We start from the raw sequence: 17,043 nt of genomic DNA on the forward strand, positions 1-17,043 counted from the left end.
GCTATGCATAGTACATTCGTTTCATGCGAATTTGCAGTGAATTCAGCTTTCCGAAGAGGTTGCCGCTTGCGGTCTGTCTTTTTCTAACAGTTCCCATGACCACTTCGATCAAATGGTGGTTTAGGTTGCCAAGCGGGTGTCTGAGCGACTTCGCCAGTCGAACGGTGCCTGTTCCCGATGAGCAATGGGCCTATCTTTTCGCATAGGCGCCCGCAGCCTACGGGTTAGGACCAATCTCAACTCACAAAACCAGCATCCCGCCGTCACTCCCGGGTCACGGGCAGCCGCTAGCTTCGGTCCTTTCCCGACGTCCCGATTCAGGTCCCGTAGATACTGTTATCCGCGTCAAGTCTCGTGAAGCGTCGGGTCGAACGGCTTGCCCGACTTGAGCACACCATAGGCCACCTGAAGCAGTTTTCGCATCATCGCCCCGATGATCAGCTTCGGATGCTTCCCGCGCCGCACGAGGCGTTGGCGGAATCGGCCACCCCATGTCGTTTTGTACGCGGTCACAACCGCTGGCATGTATAAGGCCTTGCGGATGAACGCATGGCCGACCTTGGACAGATGCGAACGTCCTCTGACGCTCGAACCGGATTCGTGCTGGCGCGGATCGAGCCCGGCAAATGCAACGGCCTGGCGCGCATTGCCAAAGCGCGCCGGATCGGCATAGAAAGCAAGCAAGACCGCGACCGTGCGCTCGCCCACACCGGGAATGGATTCGAGCAACTGTCGTTTGTCATGCATGTCCGGATCATTGTCGATGTGATCGTTGATCTGGCGCACCAACTGGGTAATCTGTTCATCAAGCCAGGCCAGATGCGCTTCGATGCCCTCGCGCACGGCATCGCGGGCGACCAGCAAACGGTTGCTCTCCTGCCGATGCATGTTCTGCAACGCCTCCAGGCGCAGCACCATGGCGCGAAGCGCCTGCTCTTGGGCACTCGGTGCTTGCCAGGGTGGCGGGCAACGCTCGGCGCAGAACTGGGCGATCAACGAAGCATCGACCTTGTCGGTCTTGGTGCGCACCAATCTCGATGCACCGAACGCCTTGATCTGGGCTGGATTGATGACGCTGACAGTCGTGTGCTCGCGACCAGACAAGTACTCTGCCGAAGCTTCCCAGTAGATGCCGGTCGCTTCCATGCATACGTGCACTTGGCCAACGCCGCGCTGGGCGAGCCACTCGTCCAGCCGCTTGAAGCCCTCTGGCGCGTTGCTCACCACCTTGTGGCGCAGCTTGCCATCGGGCAGCTGTAATGCGCAGTCGAGCTTGTCCTTGGAAACATCGATACCCAACACAAAAGAACTCATCCCGATTCCTCCCGTGATCTACCTTGTTCATCCGGGCTGCCGGCCATGCCGGGCCAAAGATACTGTCCGATCTATTGGTGAGGGTGAGCGGCTGGTGCATGGATCTACGCGGCGGGCTCGCGGCCCAAGGGCGGAATCGGCATCCAGCCGCTCGGCTCGGGGGATCCCCCGAGCCGATCTGAGAACTGCCAAAGCAGAAGATATGGCAATCTCAGATCTGAGGAAAACAATACAAGGGCGGAAAAGCGAAGCGCCTTCCGCCGCATGAGGTGATCGAAGCGGGCGCTTTCGGCGGATGACGCTACGCTTGTCCGCCCGACCCACCTTCGGAAACGCCGTCGGCGGCCACACGCTTCCCAGGGTGTTCATTCCGGGCCCGCCGGACCAACCACACGACCCACCCCGGCGACCCCGCCCCGGCGCCGAACGGCGCATGCCCCGTTCGCCAAACCGTCATTCCCGCTTCACCGCCAGGTCACGCCGCCTCGTTAGCGTTCGGGTCATTGCCCCTATCGCTTGTGGAGTGCGTCATGGCCTTCGATTCGCAGATGTCCCGTCGTCGTTTCATCCGGACCCTCGGGGCCGGCGCTGTGGCCGGTGCGGCGCTCTCGAGCGTGCCGGCGCTGGCGTCGCATCGGCGTGCGCCGGTGTCGCTGCGCAATTTCACCCATGGCGTCGCCAGCGGAGATCCGCTGCCGCATGCGGTGATCTTGTGGACGCGCCTGAGCCCGGTCGGGCGGCGCGGGCAGGTGCCGGTGTTCTGGGAGGTGGCGGCCGATCGGGCGTTTCGCCATGTGCTGCGCCGGGGGGTGGCGCGCACCGATGCGGGGCGCGATTTCACCGTCAAGGTGGATGTGGACGGGCTGCCCGCGGGGCGGCGTTTCTTCTACCGCTTCCGCTCCGGCCGGGCGGTGTCGCCGGTGGGTGTGACCCGGACGCTGCCGCGCGGGGCGGTCGACGAGGTGCGTCTGGCGGTGTTTTCCTGTGCCAACTATCCGGCCGGATTCTTCCATGCCTATGGCGAGGCGGCGCGCCGGCGCGATCTGTTCGCCTCGGTGCATCTGGGCGACTACCTCTATGAATACGGCCGCGGCGGCTACGCGTCGGAAGATGCGGCGCTGCTCGACCGCGAGGTCGATCCGGAAGGCGAGCTGCTCGCTCTCGACGATTACCGCAGGCGCTACGCCCAGTACCGCAGCGATCCGGACTGCCAGGCCCTGCATGCGGCGATGCCAATGATCGCGGTGTGGGACGATCACGAGATCGCCAACGACACCTGGAAGGGCGGGGCCGAGAACCACAATCCGGGCGAGGGCGACTTCGCCGTGCGCCGGGCCGCGGCGATCCGGGCCTATCACGAGTGGATGCCGATCCGGGTGAGCGATCCGCGCCGGCCGGAGCGCATCTACCGCAGCTTCCGCTTCGGCAATCTGCTCTCGCTGCACATGCTCGACACCCGCGTCATCGCCCGCGACAGGCAGCTGGACTATGCCGGCTACCTGGGCAACGGCGGTTTCGACGCCGCCGCCTTCGCGGCCGACATGGCCGACCCGGCCCGCCAGCTGATGGGCACCGAGCAGCGCGCCTGGCTGCAGGGGCAGATGGCGGCGTCGTCGGCCACCTGGCAGGTGCTCGGCCAGCAGGTGCTGATGGGGCGCATGCACATCCCCGCGCCAGTGGCGCTGCAGTCGATCAGCTTCGGCGACTATTCGGCGTTGCTGTACAAGGCGCAGACTGCGCCGGGCACGCTCACCCCGGCCGAGCAGGCCGTCCTCGCGCAGCCGGCCATTCCCTACAACCTGGACGCCTGGGACGGCTACGCGGTGGCGCGCGAGGTGGTGCTGGGCATGGCGCGGGCGCTGGACAAGAACCTGGTGGTGCTCGCCGGTGACACCCACAACGCCTGGGCCAGCGACCTGGCCGATGCGCAGGGCAACGCGGTGGGGGTGGAGTTCGCCACCGCGTCGGTTTCGTCGCCGGGCCTGGAGGCTTATTTCCCCAACGAGGATCCGGCGGCGGTGGCGGCCGGGCTGACCCGGCTCATCGGGCCCCTGCGCTACGCCAACACGGCCGATCGCGGCTACATGGTGCTCACCGCCACCGCCGAGGCGTGCACGGCCCAGTGGCACTATGTGAGCACCATCAAGTCGGCCGACTATGCGGCCATCGACGGGCCGGTGTGGGCGACCCTGCCGGGCGCCGGCAACCGGCGCCTGTTCGCGGTCTGAGCGTTTCGACCGGGCGATGCGATTCCGGCGGCCATCGGCCGCCGGAATCTTGCGTGTCCCCGCTCAGGGGATCAGTTGTACACCAGGCTGGGCAGCCAGGTGACGATGCCCGGAATCAGGATGCACAGCAGCAGCCCCAGCGCCTGCAGGCCGAGGAACACCAGCGAGGACTTGAAGATGGTGGCCATGCTGATCGACTCGGGGGCCACGCCGCGGATGTAGAACAGGGCGTAGCCGAACGGCGGGCTCAGGAAGCTCATCTGCATGTTCACCAGGTAGATCACCCCGAACCACAGGGCCACCTTGTCGCCGGGCACCGGGGGCATGCCGAACAGGCCGTCGAAGGTGAGCGACTTGATGATGGGCACGAAGATCGGCACCGCCAGCAGGAGGATGCCGACCCAGTCCAGGAACATGCCCAGGATCACCAGCAGCACCATCATCAGGAACAGGATGCCGTAGGGCGAAAGACCCGTGCCGAGGATGGCGTCGCTGATGAATTCCTGCCCGCCCTGGAGGATGTAGAAGCCCACGAAGATGGAGGCGCCGAAGATGATCCACAGCACCATGGCCGAGGCCTTGACCGTGCTCACCGAGGCTTCCTTGAGGGCCACCAGGTCGAAGCGCCCGTGCATGATGGCGACGATGATGGCGCCGAAGGAGCCGATGCCGGCCGCTTCCACCGGGGTGGCGATGCCGGCGAACAGCAGGCCGAGCACCAGCACCACCAGGATCAGCGGCGCGATCAGCTTGAGCAGCAGGCGGAACTTGGCTCCCAGGGTGATGCGCTCCTCCACCGGCACCGCCGGCCCCATGGAGGGCCGCAGCCAGGTGCGGATCAGCACGTAGGCCACGTACATGCCCGAGAGCATCAGGCCCGGCACCAGCGACCCGAGGTAGAGCTCGCCCACCGATTGCTGCGCCACCACCGCGTAGAGGATGGCGAGGATCGACGGTGGGATCAGGATGCCCAGGGTGCCGCCGGCCATGATCGAACCGATGGCGATCTGCGGGTCGTAGTTGCGCTTGAGCATGGCGGGCAGGGCGATGATGCCCATGGTCACCACCGCCGCGCCGATCACCCCCACCATGGCGGCGAGGATGGTCGAGGCGATGATGGTGGCCGCCGCCAGGCCGCCGCGCAGGCCGCCCATCCACTGGTAGATGACGTCGAACATCTCCTCGATGAGCCCCGCCCGTTCGAGCATCGAAGCCATGAAGATGAACAGCGGGATGGCCGCGAGGTCGGAGTTGGTCATCATCGGGAAGATGCGCGAGGGGATGATGTTGACCATCACCTGCCCGCCGATGAGGTAGACGAACACCACCCCGAGGCCGCCGGTCACGAAGGCCAGCGGCAGGCCCAGCATGAGCAGCACCAGCAGCGAGCCGAACATGATGTAGGTGAGCTCTTCGATGTTCATGTCGCCGAGCATGCCGGCGGTGGTGAACAGGAAGTGCTCGTCGCCGTAGGGGTCGTAGAAGAGCACGTTGATCAGTTCCACGGCGCACACGAAGAGCATGGCGGCGCAGGTCAGGATCAGCAGGATGGTGCCGGCCTTGCCCATGGCGCCGGACGGATGGCGGGTCGCAGCGGCATTCATGGTCAGCCCTCCTGGCCCATGCGGTGGAACAGCACGATGTCCTTCACCAGCTTGGAGATCCCCGCCAGCAGCAGGAGGACGGCGCCGAGCACCATCATGCCCTTGACCGGCCAGTACTGGATGCCCCAGGTCTCCACCGTGGTTTCATGCATGTGGTAGGAGTCGACGAAGAAGCCCCACGAGGTGCCGAGCAGGGCGATGGCGAAGATGAAGAAGAAGATCGAGGTGAAGATGTCCATGCCCACCCGGCCGCGCGGGGCAGCTTGATGTAGAGCACGTCCACCCGCACATGGCCACCGGTGAGCAGGGTGTAGGCGCCCGCGAGCAGGTATTGCATGCCGAACAGCAGGAAGCAGGACTCGTGCACCCAGATGGTCGGCTGGTTGAAGAGGTAGCGCATGACCACTTCGTAGAAGTAGGCGCACACGGCGTTGACGGTCCAGAACGCGACGAAGATGCCCGACCACTTGCTCAGGGCGTCGATGATGCGGGTGAAACCGTTCTCGACGTGCAGTGCCGGATCCTCCTCGGCGAGCAGATCGGCGGCGAGTTCTTCGTCGGGGGTGGGGGTGTGGGGCTGGCGCTGCTCCTGCCACCGGCTCAGGAAGATGAAGACGATCGGCATGATCGCCAGCCACCCCCAGTAGACCATGTGCGGCAGCACAAAGCCGAAATCGGGTTCGTTGTTCATAGCGTGAGTCCTCGCGCAGGCGTGACCTGCACGCTGCCGGCCATGGCGGGCCGGCAGCGTGCAGGGCGTCGATGGTGTGGCGAAAGCGGGTTAGAGGCTCAGCCCCTTGATGTCGGCCGCATCCACGTAGCCCATGATGGGGTTCATCATGTAGTCGAGTTGCAGCTTGAACACCGCGGTCGCGTCCGCGTCCTTCTTGGCCCACTTGAACCAGATCGGGATGGCCGCCTTGCGGAAGGCCTGCAGGTCCGCCTCGCTCAGGCGGTTGATGACGCTGCCGGCCTTCTCGAACTTGACCAGCGCTTCCACGTTGCGCTTCTGGATCGACACGTAGTGCTTGACCGAGTAGGTCTTCACCCGGTCCTCGACCAGCCGCTGCATCTGCGGCGACAGGCCCTTCCACGCACGCATGTTCACGGTCAGGTCCATGAGGTCCACCGGCTGGTACACCGACATCAGGCCCGGGGGGCCGAACAGGATGTACTTGGTCACCTGAGCGAAACCCAGATCCCAGTTCACCGCCGGGCCCACGTAGTCGGCCGCGTCGATGGTGCCCTTCTCCAGCGCCGGGAAGATGTCCGAGCCGGGCAGGCTCACCGTGGAGGCGCCGAACTCCTGGAACACTTCCGAGACCATGCCGCCGGGCACGCGCAGCTTCAGGCCCTTGAAGTCGGCCACGCTGGTCACCGGCTTCTTGGAGTGGATGATGTTGGCGTCGTGCTGGATCGGGCCCACGTACACCAGACCGAATTTCGCGTAGATCTTGCGCGTCATCTCCAGCAGGCCGAGGCCGTAGAACATGGTGTCCCACTGCGCCGGCTGGTCCGGCCCCACCGGGTAGGAGGACAGGAACACCGAGGCCGGCATCTTGCCCGACCAGTAAAGGGTGAAGGGATTCATGCCGTCGAGCACGCCGGTGCGCACCGACTCGAACAGGGCGTTGTTGTCCGCGGCCACCGCCTTGGCGCCGAAGGGTTGAATCGACAGCTCGCCGCCCGAGGCCTCCTTGAAGCCGTGGCACCATTCCTCGAACAGGGCGTAGCCGGTGGTGCCGGCGTCCCAGGTGGACTGCACTTTCCAGGTCTTGCCTTTGGCCGCCTCGGCGTTGCCGATGAACGGGGCGCCGGTGATCGCGGCGCCGCCGATGATCGCGGTTTTCTTGAGGAAGCCTCGCCGGTTGCCGGCTGTGTCTACAGACTGCGCGTGTTGCGTGGTTGTCTTGCTCACAGGTGTCTCCTCCGGTTGTGCTTTTTGAGCGGGCTGTCGACCCGCATTTGCGTATGCGTCCCGCCGCGGCAGGGTACCGATCGGCCGACCTTGAACCGACGGTGAGACCGAAGAAGTAAATCAGACTGTAGGAATTTTCTGAACTAGGGTCGACACGTATACCCGCCCGGCCGGGCAGGGCTGTCGCAAGGATGAAATGAGGGGCGGTTACCTATACACTCGTTTCATTCCCCCGAGAGCCCGCCCATGCAAATCGTCCTCATCAGTGGCCTGTCCGGTTCGGGCAAGAGTATTGCCCTGAACGTGCTGGAGGATGCCGGCTACTACGTGGTGGACAACCTGCCCGCCACGCTGCTGCCGCAACTCATCTCCACCCTGCGCGGCGCCGGTTACCAGCGCCTGGCGGTGGCGGCGGACGTGCGTGCCGGGGCCTCCATCTCGGCCCTGCCGGGGCAGATCGAGCGCCTCCACGACATGGTCGACGACCTGCGCTTCATCTTCCTCGAGGCGCGCGACGAGACCCTGATCCAGCGTTTCTCCGAGACCCGGCGGCGCCACCCCCTGGCCGAGGAGAACCTCACCCTGGGCGAGGCCATCGCGCGCGAGCGCGACCTGCTCGAGCCGATCTCGCACCTGGGCCACCGCATCGACACCAGCGATACCCAGGCCAACACCCTGCGCGCCTGGGTCAAGGATTTCATGCAGCTGGAGCAGACCGCGGGCCTGACCCTGCTGTTCCAGTCCTTCGGCTTCAAGTACGGCATCCCGGTGGATGCCGACCTGGTGTTCGATGTGCGCTGCCTGCCCAATCCGCACTACGACCTGAACCTGCGCCCGCTCACCGGGCGCGACCAGCCGGTGATCGACTTCCTCGAGAAGATCCCCGAGGTCGGCCGCATGTTCGACGACATCCGCGGCTTCGTCGCCAACTGGCTGCCCGCCTACATCCGCGACAATCGCAGCTACCTCACCGTGGCGGTGGGCTGCACCGGCGGCCAGCATCGCTCGGTGTACTTCGCCGAGCGCCTGGCGAACCACTTTCGTGACACCGTGCGCGTGATGGTGCGCCACCGGGCCGGCGCCCGCCGCGCCCACGACGGCCGCACCGGCAACGGGAGTGGCGCGGCCAGATGAGGAGTGCGAAGTGGCGCGAGTGGCTGGGCGAACTGCGGCCCGGTGACGGGCTCGTGGTGCTCGGCGGTCTGGCGTTCGCCGCGCTGGCGGCCTGGCATCTGTGGCAGGGCGGCGCGGCGCGCTGGGCGGAGGTGCGCGCCCATGGCAAGGTGGTGGCGCGCCTGCCCATCGACCGGCCCGGTACGGTGACCGTGGACGGCCCGCTGGGCAAGACCCTGATCGAAGTGGCGCCCGGACGCGCCCGGGTCAAGAGCGATCCGGGGCCGCGCCAGTACTGCGTACGCCAGGGCTGGCTGACCCATGCCGGCGCGGTGGCCATCTGCGCGCCCAACCAGGTCAGCCTGCACGTGCTGGGCGACTCGCCCGCCTATGACACGCTCAACTATTGAACTGCCGGTCACGGCCGCCGACCAGCGCGTGGCCCGCTACGCGGCGGCCGCCATCGTCCTGTCGGTGGCCGAGGCGGCGATCCCGATGCCGCTGCCGGGGGTCAAGCCGGGGCTGGGCAACATCATCACCCTGGTGGTGCTGGCGCGCTGGGGCTGGCGCGAGGCGGCCTGGGTGGTGTTGCTGCGGGTGGCGGCGGCGAGCCTGCTGCTCGGCCAGTTCCTCGCCCCGGGATTCTTCCTCAGCCTGTCCGGTGCCCTCACCAGCCTGCTGGTGCTCGGCGGTGCCATGCACCTGCCGCGGCGCTGGTTCGGCCCGGTGAGCCAGAGCGTGCTGGCCGCCTTCGGCCATTTCAGCGGGCAGTTGCTGGTGGCGCGTCTGTGGCTGGTGCCGCACGAGGGCGTGTTCTACCTGGTGCCGGTGTTCGCCCTGGCGGCGGTGGTGTTCGGCACCGTCAATGGCCTGGTGGCGGCGCGACTGCTGCACGAGCTGCCGCCGCGGGCGGCTTAGTCCACGTCGGACCACACCGCCAGTTCGTTGCCGCTGGGGTCGGTGAAGTGGAAACGCCGGCCACCGGGAAAGTCGAACACCGGGCGGATGAGGGTGCCGCCGGCCGCTTCGACCTTGGCCTGGGTCTGCGCCAGGTGCTTGCTGTAGAGCACGATCAGCACGCTGCCCTCGGCGGTGCGCGCGCGCTTGTCCGACAGGTAGAAGCCACCGTCGATGCCGGCATGGTCGAAGGCGGTGTATTCCGGCCCGTAGTCGGTGAAGCTCCAGCCGAACACGGTCGAGAAGAAGGCCTTGGTGGCCTCCAGGTCGCAAGCGGGCAGTTCCAGGTAGTTGATCTTCTCGTGGGTGTTCATGGGCGTCTCCTCCTCGTCGGTGACGCCCATTATGCCCACCCCCGATGCCGTGCGCATGACAGCCGCACCCCCGATGCCGTGCGCATGACAGCCGCACCCCCGCCCGGTCGGGCATGGGTCGGCTCAGACGCCGTGCTGCCGGAGCCACGCGAGCATGCGCTTCCAGCCGTCCCGGGCCGGACCTTCGCGGTAGCTGGGGCGGTAGTCGGCATTGAAAGCGTGGCCCGCGTCGGGGTAGATGATGATGTCGAATGCCTTGTGCGCCTTGGCCATGGCGCTGCGCATGGCTTCCACGTCGTCCACCGGAATGCCCTGATCCTGGGCGCCGTAGAGCCCGAGCACCGGCGCCTTGATCTCGTCCACCAGGTCGAGCGGATGATGCGGATGCAGGTCCGAGGGCACGCCGTCGAGGCGGCCGTACCAGGCCACGGCCGCCTTGAGCGCCGGGTTGTGGGCGGCATACAGCCAGGTGATGCGCCCGCCCCAGCAGAAGCCGGTGATCGCCAGGCGCCCGGGGTCGCCGCCCTGGGTGGGGGCCCAGGCGGCGGTCTTGTCCAGATCGGAGAGCACCTGCGCGTCCGGCACCTTGGCCACCAGGTCGGCGAGCAGGTCGGCGATGTTGTCGTACTTGCGCGCGTCGCCCTGGCGGAAATACAGCTCCGGCGCGATCGCCAGGTAGCCGGCCTTGGCCAGGCGGCGGCACAGGTCGCGGATGTGCTCGTGCACGCCGAAGATTTCCTGCACCACCAGCACCGTGGGCAGCGCCTTGCCCTCGGCCGGCGCGGCGAAATACACCGGCAGCTCGCCCGAGCCGGTGTCCACCGTCGCGTCGCCGGTGCGCAGGCCGAGCTCGTCGGTATGGATCATGGTCTGGGCGCTCACGGGTTGCACCGCGAGGGCAAAGCCCGCCGCCGTGGCGGTGACGATGAAATCCCGCCGGGTCAGGCGCGCGGCCGGCAGCAAACTCTCAAGCTCTGCAGTCTCGTTCATGGTCCATCTCCTCGTCGTGGATGCGCGGTTGACTCCGCACGGGCAGGCCCGGTTCCACGGGGCGCTGCTGAGGAGAGCTTAGTCCGTCCTTACGCCGGGGGCCACCCGATGCGCATGGCGCGATTCAGCCCGCCGGGGGCAGGCACACCCAGCCGTCCATGAGCATGCGCGCGCTGCGCCGCATGACCGCCGCTTCGAGCACGCGCCGGCCGTCGTCCGCGCGCACCGTGGCGCCCACCTCGGCACGGCCGGAGGGATGGCCGATGCGCAGCGGGCCGGCCGGTTCCGCGCCGAGCTGGCGCGCCACGATGGAGCCCGGAATGGCTGCCGCCGCGGCGATGGCGATGGCCGCGGTGCCGGGAATGGCATGGTGGAACACGCCCATGGACAGCACCCGGGTGAGCAGGTCGGTGCTCTCGGCGGCGAAGGCGCGCCCGTCCGCCGCGATGAAGTCCGCGCTCGGGGCCATGAAGGCGAGCTTGGGGGTGTGTTGGCGGGCGGCCGCCTCCTCGGGTGTGGCGGCCAGCCCCATGGCCAGCGCACCGAGGATGCGGATCCGTTCGCAGCGCTCGCGCAGGGCCGCGTCCGCGTTCAGTTGCGCCTGCGGTGCGGTGCAGTCGATGCCCAGGGTGGTGGCGGCGACGAACACCATCGGATTGCCGGCATTGACCAGCGAGGCTTCCAGGGTCGTGCCGTCCGCCAGCGTGAGCGTATCGACCCCGCGCCCGGTGGGCAGGATGCCGCCATCCGCCGCGCCACCCGGGTCGAGAAAGCTCAGCGTGATCGCCGCGCCCGGATGCGCCACCCCGTCGAGCACGAAGGTGCCGTGCTCCACCGCCCGGTGCCCGGCCACCGGCACCCGCGCGAGAATGCGCTTGCCCAGGTTGCCCTGCCACAAGCGCACCGTGACCTCGCCCTGTGCCGGCGCCTCGATCAGCCCGCGGTGCAGGGCGAAGGGCGCCACCGCGGCGGTGAGATTGCCGCAGTTGCCGGACCAGTCGATGGTGGTGCCGTCGACCGGCACCTGGCCGAACCAGTAGTCCACGTCGCTGTCCTCCCGCGCCGAGCGGGCCACGAGCACCACCTTGCTGGTGCTCGAGGTCGCGCCGCCGAGCCCGTCGATCTGCTTGCCGTAGGGGTCGGGGCTGCCCATGGCGCGGACCAGCAGCGCATCGCGCGCCGCCGGATCGGTCGGCAGGTCGTCGGCGACCAGGAACAGGCCCTTGCTGGTGCCGCCACGCATCCAGGTGGCGGGGAAACGAAGCTGTGTCATGGGCGGAGAATAGCCGAGAACGGGGCAGGGGCGTGGCTCGACATGCTTTCGAGCCGGTGGCGCGCTGCCGGCAAGCGTAGGATGCATCCTATGCCGCCATCGTCCGTGGATCGCCCGGGCGGTGCGTTGGGCTCGTGAAGGTGAAAACGCGATGAACACGGAGTTTCCCACAGGGCTGTCCGCGGCCGAAGCGGCGCGGCGCCGGGCCCGGGAGGGGCCGAACGAGCTGGGCGTCGAGCGCCGGCGGACCGTGACGCGCATTGCCCTGGAGGTGGTGCGCGAGCCGATGTTTCTGCTGCTGCTCGGCGCGGGGGCCATCTACCTGGCCATGGGCGACGCCCATGAAGCGGTGATCCTGCTCGGCTTCGTGGTCATCATCATGGGGGTCTCCATCCTTCAGGAGATGCGCACCGAGCATGCCCTGGAAGCCCTGCGCGATCTGTCCAGCCCGCGGGCCCTGGTGATCCGGGACGGGAGCCCGAACCGAATCGCGGGGCGCGACGTGGTGCGCGGCGACATCCTGATCCTCGCCGAGGGCGACCGGGTGCCGGCGGACGGTGTCGTGCTTCAGGCCCACGAACTGGCGGCGGACGAGTCGATGCTCACTGGTGAATCCGAGGCCGTGGACAAACACCCGGAGAGTGACCGGGTGTATGCCGGGACGCTGCTCGTTCGCGGGCAGGGGCTGATGGAGGTGACCGCGATCGGCACCGACACCGAACTGGGGCGCATCGGCAAATCGCTGGAGCGCATTGACGCCCAGGCCTCGCCCCTGCATGACGAAGTCGGCCGGCTCACGCAGCGCCTGGCGCTGATCGGGATCGGCGTGTGCGTGGCGCTCGCCCTCCTTTACCGCGCCCTGCGGGGGGGCTGGATGGACGGCTTGCTGGCGGGCATCACCCTGGCCATGGGCATCCTGCCGCAGGAATTCCCGGTGATCATGATCGTGTTCTTCGCCCTCGGCGCGCGGCGCATTGCCCGCCAACGGGTGCTGACCCGGCGCCTGAATGCGATCGAGACCCTGGGCGAGACCACGGTGCTGTGCGTCGACAAGACGGGCACACTGACCCAGAACCGGATGGCGGTCGCGGCCCTGGCGGTGGGCGAGCGGATTCTCGAGGTCCGGCAGCTCGGGACGGATGCGCTGCCCGAGCGCTATCACGAGCTGCTCGAGTATGCGGTGCTCGCCAGCGAGATCGATCCCCACGATCCGATGGAGCAGGCCTTTCACCGCTTCGCCCACGACTATCTGGCGAGCACGGAGCACCTGCATCCGGACTGGTCGCTGGCGCGCGAATACGAGATGTCCCCCGAACTGCTCGCCATGTCGCATCTGTGGCAAGGCAAGCCGGCCGATCCGGCGGTGGTGGCGAGCAAAGGGGCACCGGAGGCCATCGCCGATCTTTGTCATCTCGACGACGCCGGGCGGCGACGGATGGACCGGCAGGCCGAAGCCCTGGCGGACCGTGGCCTGCGCGTGCTCGCCATCGCCAAGGCGACGTCCGGCCGCGGTGCGCACTGGCCCGAGATCCAGCACGATTTCGATTTCGAGTTCGTCGGCCTGGTGGGCCTGGCCGACCCGTTGCGGCCCGAGGTGCCCGAGGCCGTGGCCGAATGCCGCCGGGCCGGCATCCGGGTGGTGATGATCACGGGGGATCATCCGCGCACGGCCTGTGCGATCGCCACCGCGGCCGGCATCGACGGCGACGTCGTCCTCAGCGGTGCCGAACTGGCCGGCCTGGATGCCGGCGAGCGCGCGTCCCGGATCGCGTCGGTCGGCGTGTTCGCCCGCGTGACCCCGCAGCAGAAGCTCGACATCGTCGAGGCGTTCAAGGCGCGTGGCGACGTGGTGGCGATGACCGGCGATGGGGTGAACGACGCGCCAGCCCTCAAGTCGGCCCACATCGGGATCGCCATGGGCAAGCGGGGGACCGATGTGGCCCGTGAGGCCGCGTCGCTGGTGCTGCTGGAAGACGACTTTTCGGCCATCGTGGCGGCCATCCGGCTGGGGCGGCGCATCTTCGCCAACCTGCGCCAGGCCCTGGTCTACACCCTGGCCGTTCACGTGCCCATCGTCGGCCTGGCCGTCCTGCCCCTGATCTTCGGAATGCCGGTGATTCTGGCCCCCATCCATATCGCCTTTCTCGAGCTGGTCATCGATCCGGCCTGTTCGGTGGTTTTCGAGGCACAACGGGGGCGCGACGACCTGATGGCACAGCCGCCGCGCACGCCGGCCGAACGCCTGCTGCCGACCGTCCAGCTGGTCTTCAGCCTGATCCTGGGCGCCCTGACCACGATCGTGTGCCTGCTGGCCTACCGGGAGTTCCTGGTGCGCGGCACGGCGCTGGAGGTCGCACGCGCGCTGGTGTTCGTGGTGATGGTCGTGGCCAACGCGGCGCTCATCTTCTCGTGCCGTTCGCCCGATCCGCTCTGGCGCCGTGCCGGCGGGGGCCTGTCGGGTGCGCGCGCCTGGGTGGTCGGGAGCACCCTGGTCGCGCTGGCGGGGGTCACGCTGGTGCCGCAGATCGCGGCGGCGTTTGCGTTTCAGGTGCCGTCGCCGGTCCTGTGGGCCGCGGCCTTCTGCGTCGGGATCGGAACGCTGGCGTTGTTCGAGGTGGCGAAAACGGCGTTGAACGCGATGCACCGCCCGCGGACGGGGTGACGTGAGCGCCAGCGCCCGGTGCAACCGCCGGTGAAGGCGGCGGCGCCGGGCATCGTGCGCGGGCGCCTCACCAGGCCTTGTAGGGCAGGAACTTGCCGTTCATGGTGATCACGACGCGATCGCCCTTGGGGTTCTCTTCCTTGCCCACGTCCAGGGAGAAGTCGATGGCGCTCATGATGCCGTCGCCGAATTGCTCCTGGATCACTTCCTTGAGCGTTTCGCCATACACGCCGACGATTTCGTAGAGGCGATAGATGAGCGGGTCCTGGGGGACCGCCCGGTCCCAGGTCTTGGTCGGGTATTCCATCAACACCGTCTTCGCCTCGGCGGGCAGACCCAGCACCGAGCACAGCTTGTCGGCCGCGGCCTCGCCCATGCTGTTCATGCCCAGGCAGGCCGAGGTCGTCCAGACCGGATTCATGCCCACCTCCGCGGCAATGCCCTCCCAACTCAGGCCCTTGGCCTTCTTGGCCAGGATGATGGCTTCGATGACGTCTTCACGCTTCATGTGCTCGCTCCTCGATGACGGATTCAGGATGGTTGAAGCCCCAAGCCAGTGCAGTCTCACGCCTCATGCACCAACACAAGGCCCCTGTCTGCCGGCGACCGGCCGCAAAGGCCGTGCGGAAGCTCAGGTCCACCCCCGTCGACGCAAGGGACATGCCTGTTGCACGCGAGCGCAGGGAAGCCCCGCCCTGTCCGAGACCGGAGGGGCGCACGGCCGGCCATCCCGCCGAATTGCCCGCGTTGGCGGCAGCCGGTAGTCTGGAGCTTCCCTTCACCTGCCGGACGCCGACATCTCCAAGCGGTTGCCGGGTTTCGACTGGCGCGCCATTTCACGAGGGCCCGTACGGCCATGCTGAGCATCGACAATCCCTGGTTCGTGCCGCAGTTGTACCTGCTGGTCGGCACGACCTGCGCGCTGGCGGCGCTCGCCGGCTTCTGGGCGCAGGCCTGCCCGCCCGCCGACGCGCGGCCGAGCCTTCCCTGACGCCGGCCTGGCCGGCATGGACACGCGGGCGGCGCCCGCCCCTCAGGCGCGCGCGTCGCGCCGGTCTTCGCGAATCATCTGCGCGCCGCGGCTGGCGATCATGATGGTGGGCGAGCTGGTGTTGCCCGAGGTGATGGTGGGCATGATCGAGGCGTCCACCACCCGCAGGCCGGCGATCCCGCGCACCCGCAATCGGCTGTCGGTCACCGCCGTGTCGTCGTCGGCCCGGCCCATCCTGCAGGTGCCCACCGGGTGGAAGATGGTGGTGCCGATGTGCCCCGCCGCCACGGCCAGATCCGCGTCGCTGTCATAGCCCGGGCCGGGCAGATGCTCCTGCGGCCGATAAGGCGCCAGCGCGGCCTGTCCGGCGATGCGCCGGGTCAGGCGGATGGCCTTGGCGGCCTTGATGCGGTCGGCCTCGTGGGAGAGGTAGTTGGGCGCGATCCTGGGCGCCGTGGCCGGGTCGCGATCGCGGATGTGGATGCTGCCGCGCGACTGCGGGCGCAGGTCGCACACGCTCGCGGTGAAGGCGGGGAAGGTGTGCAGCGGGTCGCCGAACTTGTCCAGCGACAGCGGCTGCACGTGATATTCCAGGTCGGGGGTGGCGACCGTCTCGTCGGAGCAGGCGAACAGGCCCAGCTGGCTCGGCGCCATGGTGAGCGGGCCGCGCTTGAACAGGGCGTAGTCCAGCGCCATCTTCATTTTCCCGAACAGGCTGTTGGCCTGCCGGTTGAGGGTGTGGATGCCCTGCACCTTGTAGATGCTGCGCAGCTGCAGGTGGTCCTGCAGGTTGTTGCCGACGCCGGGCAGGGCGTGCGCCACGTCGATGCCGAGCGACTGGAGCAGCGCCGGGTCGCCCACCCCCGAGCGCTGCAGGATGCCGGGCGAGCCCACGGCGCCAGCGGCCAGCACCGTCTCGATGCGGCACGTCGCCACGCAGGTCTCGTCGCCGCGGCGAAATGCGATGCCCGTGACCCGCGCACCGTCCATCACCAGCTTGTCCGACAGGGCGCCGGTGACGATGTGCAGGTTGGGCCGCTGGCGCACCGGGTCGAGGAAGCCGCGCACCGCGCTCCAGCGCGTGCCCTTCTTCTGGTTCACCTCGAAGGGGCTCACCCCCAGATTGTTGCCCCGGTTGAAGTCCGGTGTCGCCGGCACGCCGGCCTGCGCGGCGGCCTCGGCAAAGCGGTCGAGGATGTCCCAGCGCAGGCGCTGCTGCTCCACCCGCCATTCGCCGCCGCTGCCATGGTGTTCGCCTTCGCCGTGCCAGTGGTCTTCCACGCCCTTGAACACCGGCAGCACCTGGTCCCAGGCCCAGCCGGCATCCCCGGTGAGCGCGGCCCATTCGTCGTAGTCGCGCGCCTGGCCACGCAGGTAGAGCATGGCGTTGATCAGGGTACTGCCGCCCAGGCCCTTGCCGCGCGCATAGAGGATGCTGCGCCCGTTCAGGCCCGGCTCGGGCTCGGTCCGGTAGCACCAGTCGGTGCGCGGGTTGTTGATGCAGTACAGGTAGCCGACCGGAATCTTCGTCCAGATCCATTTTTCGTCGTTGCCGGCCTCGAGCAGCAGCACCGAGATGTCCGGATCGGCCGAGAGCCGGTTGGCCAGCACGCAGCCGGCCGCGCCGCCGCCGGCGATGATGTAGTCGAATTCGCCGAAGTCTTTCATGGTCGCCATCC

Annotated in this window: 14 protein-coding genes and 1 pseudogene; 6 read left to right on the top strand and 9 right to left on the bottom strand. The window is 67.9% G+C overall.

Features of this window, described 5'->3' with window-relative positions:
* Positions 1-345: 345 nt before the first annotated feature.
* Positions 346-1,314, bottom strand: coding sequence for an IS110 family RNA-guided transposase (locus G3580_RS02350; protein WP_173763735.1), 969 nt, complete (start codon positions 1,312-1,314; stop codon positions 346-348).
* Positions 1,315-1,844: 530 nt separating this feature from the next.
* On the opposite strand from G3580_RS02350, the gene G3580_RS02355 reads away from it, so the two are divergent.
* Positions 1,845-3,542 (top strand): alkaline phosphatase D family protein, encoded by a 1,698-nt coding sequence (locus G3580_RS02355; RefSeq protein ID WP_173763736.1) that lies wholly within the window; start codon positions 1,845-1,847, stop codon positions 3,540-3,542.
* Between the two features lie 71 nt (positions 3,543-3,613).
* Here the strand turns inward: G3580_RS02355 and G3580_RS02360 are convergent, their stop codons facing one another.
* The 3 genes and pseudogenes from G3580_RS02360 to dctP all read right to left on the bottom strand — a co-directional run bounded on the left by G3580_RS02360 (position 3,614) and on the right by dctP (position 7,064).
* Positions 3,614-5,146: a TRAP transporter large permease gene (locus G3580_RS02360; RefSeq protein ID WP_173763737.1), complete on the bottom strand. Its 1,533-nt coding sequence runs from the start codon at positions 5,144-5,146 to the stop codon at positions 3,614-3,616.
* A gap of 2 nt (positions 5,147-5,148) precedes the next feature.
* A pseudogene (locus tag G3580_RS20430) lies at positions 5,149-5,837 on the bottom strand (TRAP transporter small permease subunit).
* Positions 5,838-5,927: 90 nt separating this feature from the next.
* Positions 5,928-7,064 carry a TRAP transporter substrate-binding protein DctP gene (gene dctP, locus G3580_RS02370; protein ID WP_173763738.1) on the bottom strand — a complete coding sequence of 379 codons (1,137 nt, stop codon included), beginning with the start codon at positions 7,062-7,064 and terminating at the stop codon, positions 5,928-5,930.
* Positions 7,065-7,310: 246 nt separating this feature from the next.
* Here dctP and rapZ point away from each other — a divergent pair, with 246 nt between their 5' ends.
* From rapZ to G3580_RS02385, 3 genes are read left to right on the top strand one after another with little or no spacing between them, the layout of a single operon-like run.
* Entirely contained in the window at positions 7,311-8,198 is an 888-nt protein-coding gene (gene rapZ / locus G3580_RS02375) for an RNase adapter RapZ (protein ID WP_173763739.1), read from the top strand.
* Positions 8,195-8,587, top strand: a complete 393-nt coding sequence (locus tag G3580_RS02380) for a NusG domain II-containing protein (RefSeq protein ID WP_173763740.1) — start codon at positions 8,195-8,197, stop codon at positions 8,585-8,587. The genes rapZ and G3580_RS02380 overlap by 4 nt, the downstream gene beginning before the upstream one ends.
* Complete coding sequence (locus tag G3580_RS02385; RefSeq protein ID WP_173763741.1) at positions 8,568-9,095, top strand: Gx transporter family protein; 528 nt, start codon at positions 8,568-8,570, stop codon at positions 9,093-9,095. Before G3580_RS02380 ends, G3580_RS02385 begins: the two co-directional genes overlap by 20 nt.
* On the opposite strand, the gene G3580_RS02390 is transcribed toward G3580_RS02385, so the two are convergent.
* The 3 genes from G3580_RS02390 to prpF form a co-directional block, all read right to left on the bottom strand.
* Positions 9,092-9,448 (bottom strand): VOC family protein, encoded by a 357-nt coding sequence (locus G3580_RS02390; RefSeq protein ID WP_173763742.1) that lies wholly within the window; start codon positions 9,446-9,448, stop codon positions 9,092-9,094. The genes G3580_RS02385 and G3580_RS02390 overlap by 4 nt on opposite strands.
* A 123-nt stretch (positions 9,449-9,571) precedes the next feature.
* Complete coding sequence (locus G3580_RS02395) at positions 9,572-10,438, bottom strand: dienelactone hydrolase family protein (RefSeq protein WP_173763743.1); 867 nt, start codon at positions 10,436-10,438, stop codon at positions 9,572-9,574.
* 124 nt (positions 10,439-10,562) lie between these two features.
* A complete protein-coding gene (gene prpF / locus G3580_RS02400) occupies positions 10,563-11,711 on the bottom strand; it encodes a 2-methylaconitate cis-trans isomerase PrpF (protein ID WP_173763744.1) in 1,149 nt (382 codons plus the stop codon).
* A 151-nt stretch (positions 11,712-11,862) separates the two neighbouring features.
* Here prpF and G3580_RS02405 point away from each other — a divergent pair, with 151 nt between their 5' ends.
* On the top strand, positions 11,863-14,373 hold the full coding sequence (locus tag G3580_RS02405; RefSeq protein WP_173763745.1) for a cation-translocating P-type ATPase: 2,511 nt from the start codon (positions 11,863-11,865) through the stop codon (positions 14,371-14,373).
* A 67-nt stretch (positions 14,374-14,440) separates the two neighbouring features.
* Here the strand turns inward: G3580_RS02405 and cynS are convergent, their stop codons facing one another.
* Positions 14,441-14,881 (bottom strand): cyanase, encoded by a 441-nt coding sequence (gene cynS / locus G3580_RS02410; RefSeq protein WP_173763746.1) that lies wholly within the window; start codon positions 14,879-14,881, stop codon positions 14,441-14,443.
* Between the two features lie 348 nt (positions 14,882-15,229).
* Here cynS and G3580_RS20230 point away from each other — a divergent pair, with 348 nt between their 5' ends.
* Positions 15,230-15,364 (top strand): hypothetical protein, encoded by a 135-nt coding sequence (locus G3580_RS20230; RefSeq protein ID WP_267313324.1) that lies wholly within the window; start codon positions 15,230-15,232, stop codon positions 15,362-15,364.
* A 42-nt stretch (positions 15,365-15,406) separates the two neighbouring features.
* Here the strand turns inward: G3580_RS20230 and G3580_RS02415 are convergent, their stop codons facing one another.
* Complete coding sequence (locus G3580_RS02415) at positions 15,407-17,032, bottom strand: GMC family oxidoreductase (RefSeq protein ID WP_217424587.1); 1,626 nt, start codon at positions 17,030-17,032, stop codon at positions 15,407-15,409.
* Positions 17,033-17,043: the final 11 nt, after the last annotated feature.

The organism is Nitrogeniibacter mangrovi (assembly GCF_010983895.1).
GTDB lineage: Bacteria > Pseudomonadota > Gammaproteobacteria > Burkholderiales > Rhodocyclaceae > Nitrogeniibacter > Nitrogeniibacter mangrovi.

Excerpts from the sequence above, each read along its gene's own strand:
- G3580_RS02355 (WP_173763736.1), top strand. The coding sequence starts at position 1,845 with ATGGCCTTCGATTCGCAGATGTCCCGTCGTCGTTTCATCCGGACCCTC.
- G3580_RS02395 (WP_173763743.1), bottom strand. The coding sequence starts at position 10,438 with ATGAACGAGACTGCAGAGCTTGAGAGTTTGCTGCCGGCCGCGCGCCTG.
- G3580_RS20230 (WP_267313324.1), top strand. The coding sequence starts at position 15,230 with ATGCTGAGCATCGACAATCCCTGGTTCGTGCCGCAGTTGTACCTGCTG.
- G3580_RS02390 (WP_173763742.1), bottom strand. The coding sequence starts at position 9,448 with ATGAACACCCACGAGAAGATCAACTACCTGGAACTGCCCGCTTGCGAC.
- G3580_RS02415 (WP_217424587.1), bottom strand. The coding sequence starts at position 17,032 with ATGAAAGACTTCGGCGAATTCGACTACATCATCGCCGGCGGCGGCGCG.
- prpF (WP_173763744.1), bottom strand. The coding sequence starts at position 11,711 with ATGACACAGCTTCGTTTCCCCGCCACCTGGATGCGTGGCGGCACCAGC.
- G3580_RS02360 (WP_173763737.1), bottom strand. The coding sequence starts at position 5,146 with ATGAATGCCGCTGCGACCCGCCATCCGTCCGGCGCCATGGGCAAGGCC.
- rapZ (WP_173763739.1), top strand. The coding sequence starts at position 7,311 with ATGCAAATCGTCCTCATCAGTGGCCTGTCCGGTTCGGGCAAGAGTATT.
- cynS (WP_173763746.1), bottom strand. The coding sequence starts at position 14,881 with ATGAAGCGTGAAGACGTCATCGAAGCCATCATCCTGGCCAAGAAGGCC.
- G3580_RS02385 (WP_173763741.1), top strand. The coding sequence starts at position 8,568 with ATGACACGCTCAACTATTGAACTGCCGGTCACGGCCGCCGACCAGCGC.
- G3580_RS02405 (WP_173763745.1), top strand. The coding sequence starts at position 11,863 with ATGAACACGGAGTTTCCCACAGGGCTGTCCGCGGCCGAAGCGGCGCGG.
- G3580_RS02380 (WP_173763740.1), top strand. The coding sequence starts at position 8,195 with ATGAGGAGTGCGAAGTGGCGCGAGTGGCTGGGCGAACTGCGGCCCGGT.
- G3580_RS02350 (WP_173763735.1), bottom strand. The coding sequence starts at position 1,314 with ATGAGTTCTTTTGTGTTGGGTATCGATGTTTCCAAGGACAAGCTCGAC.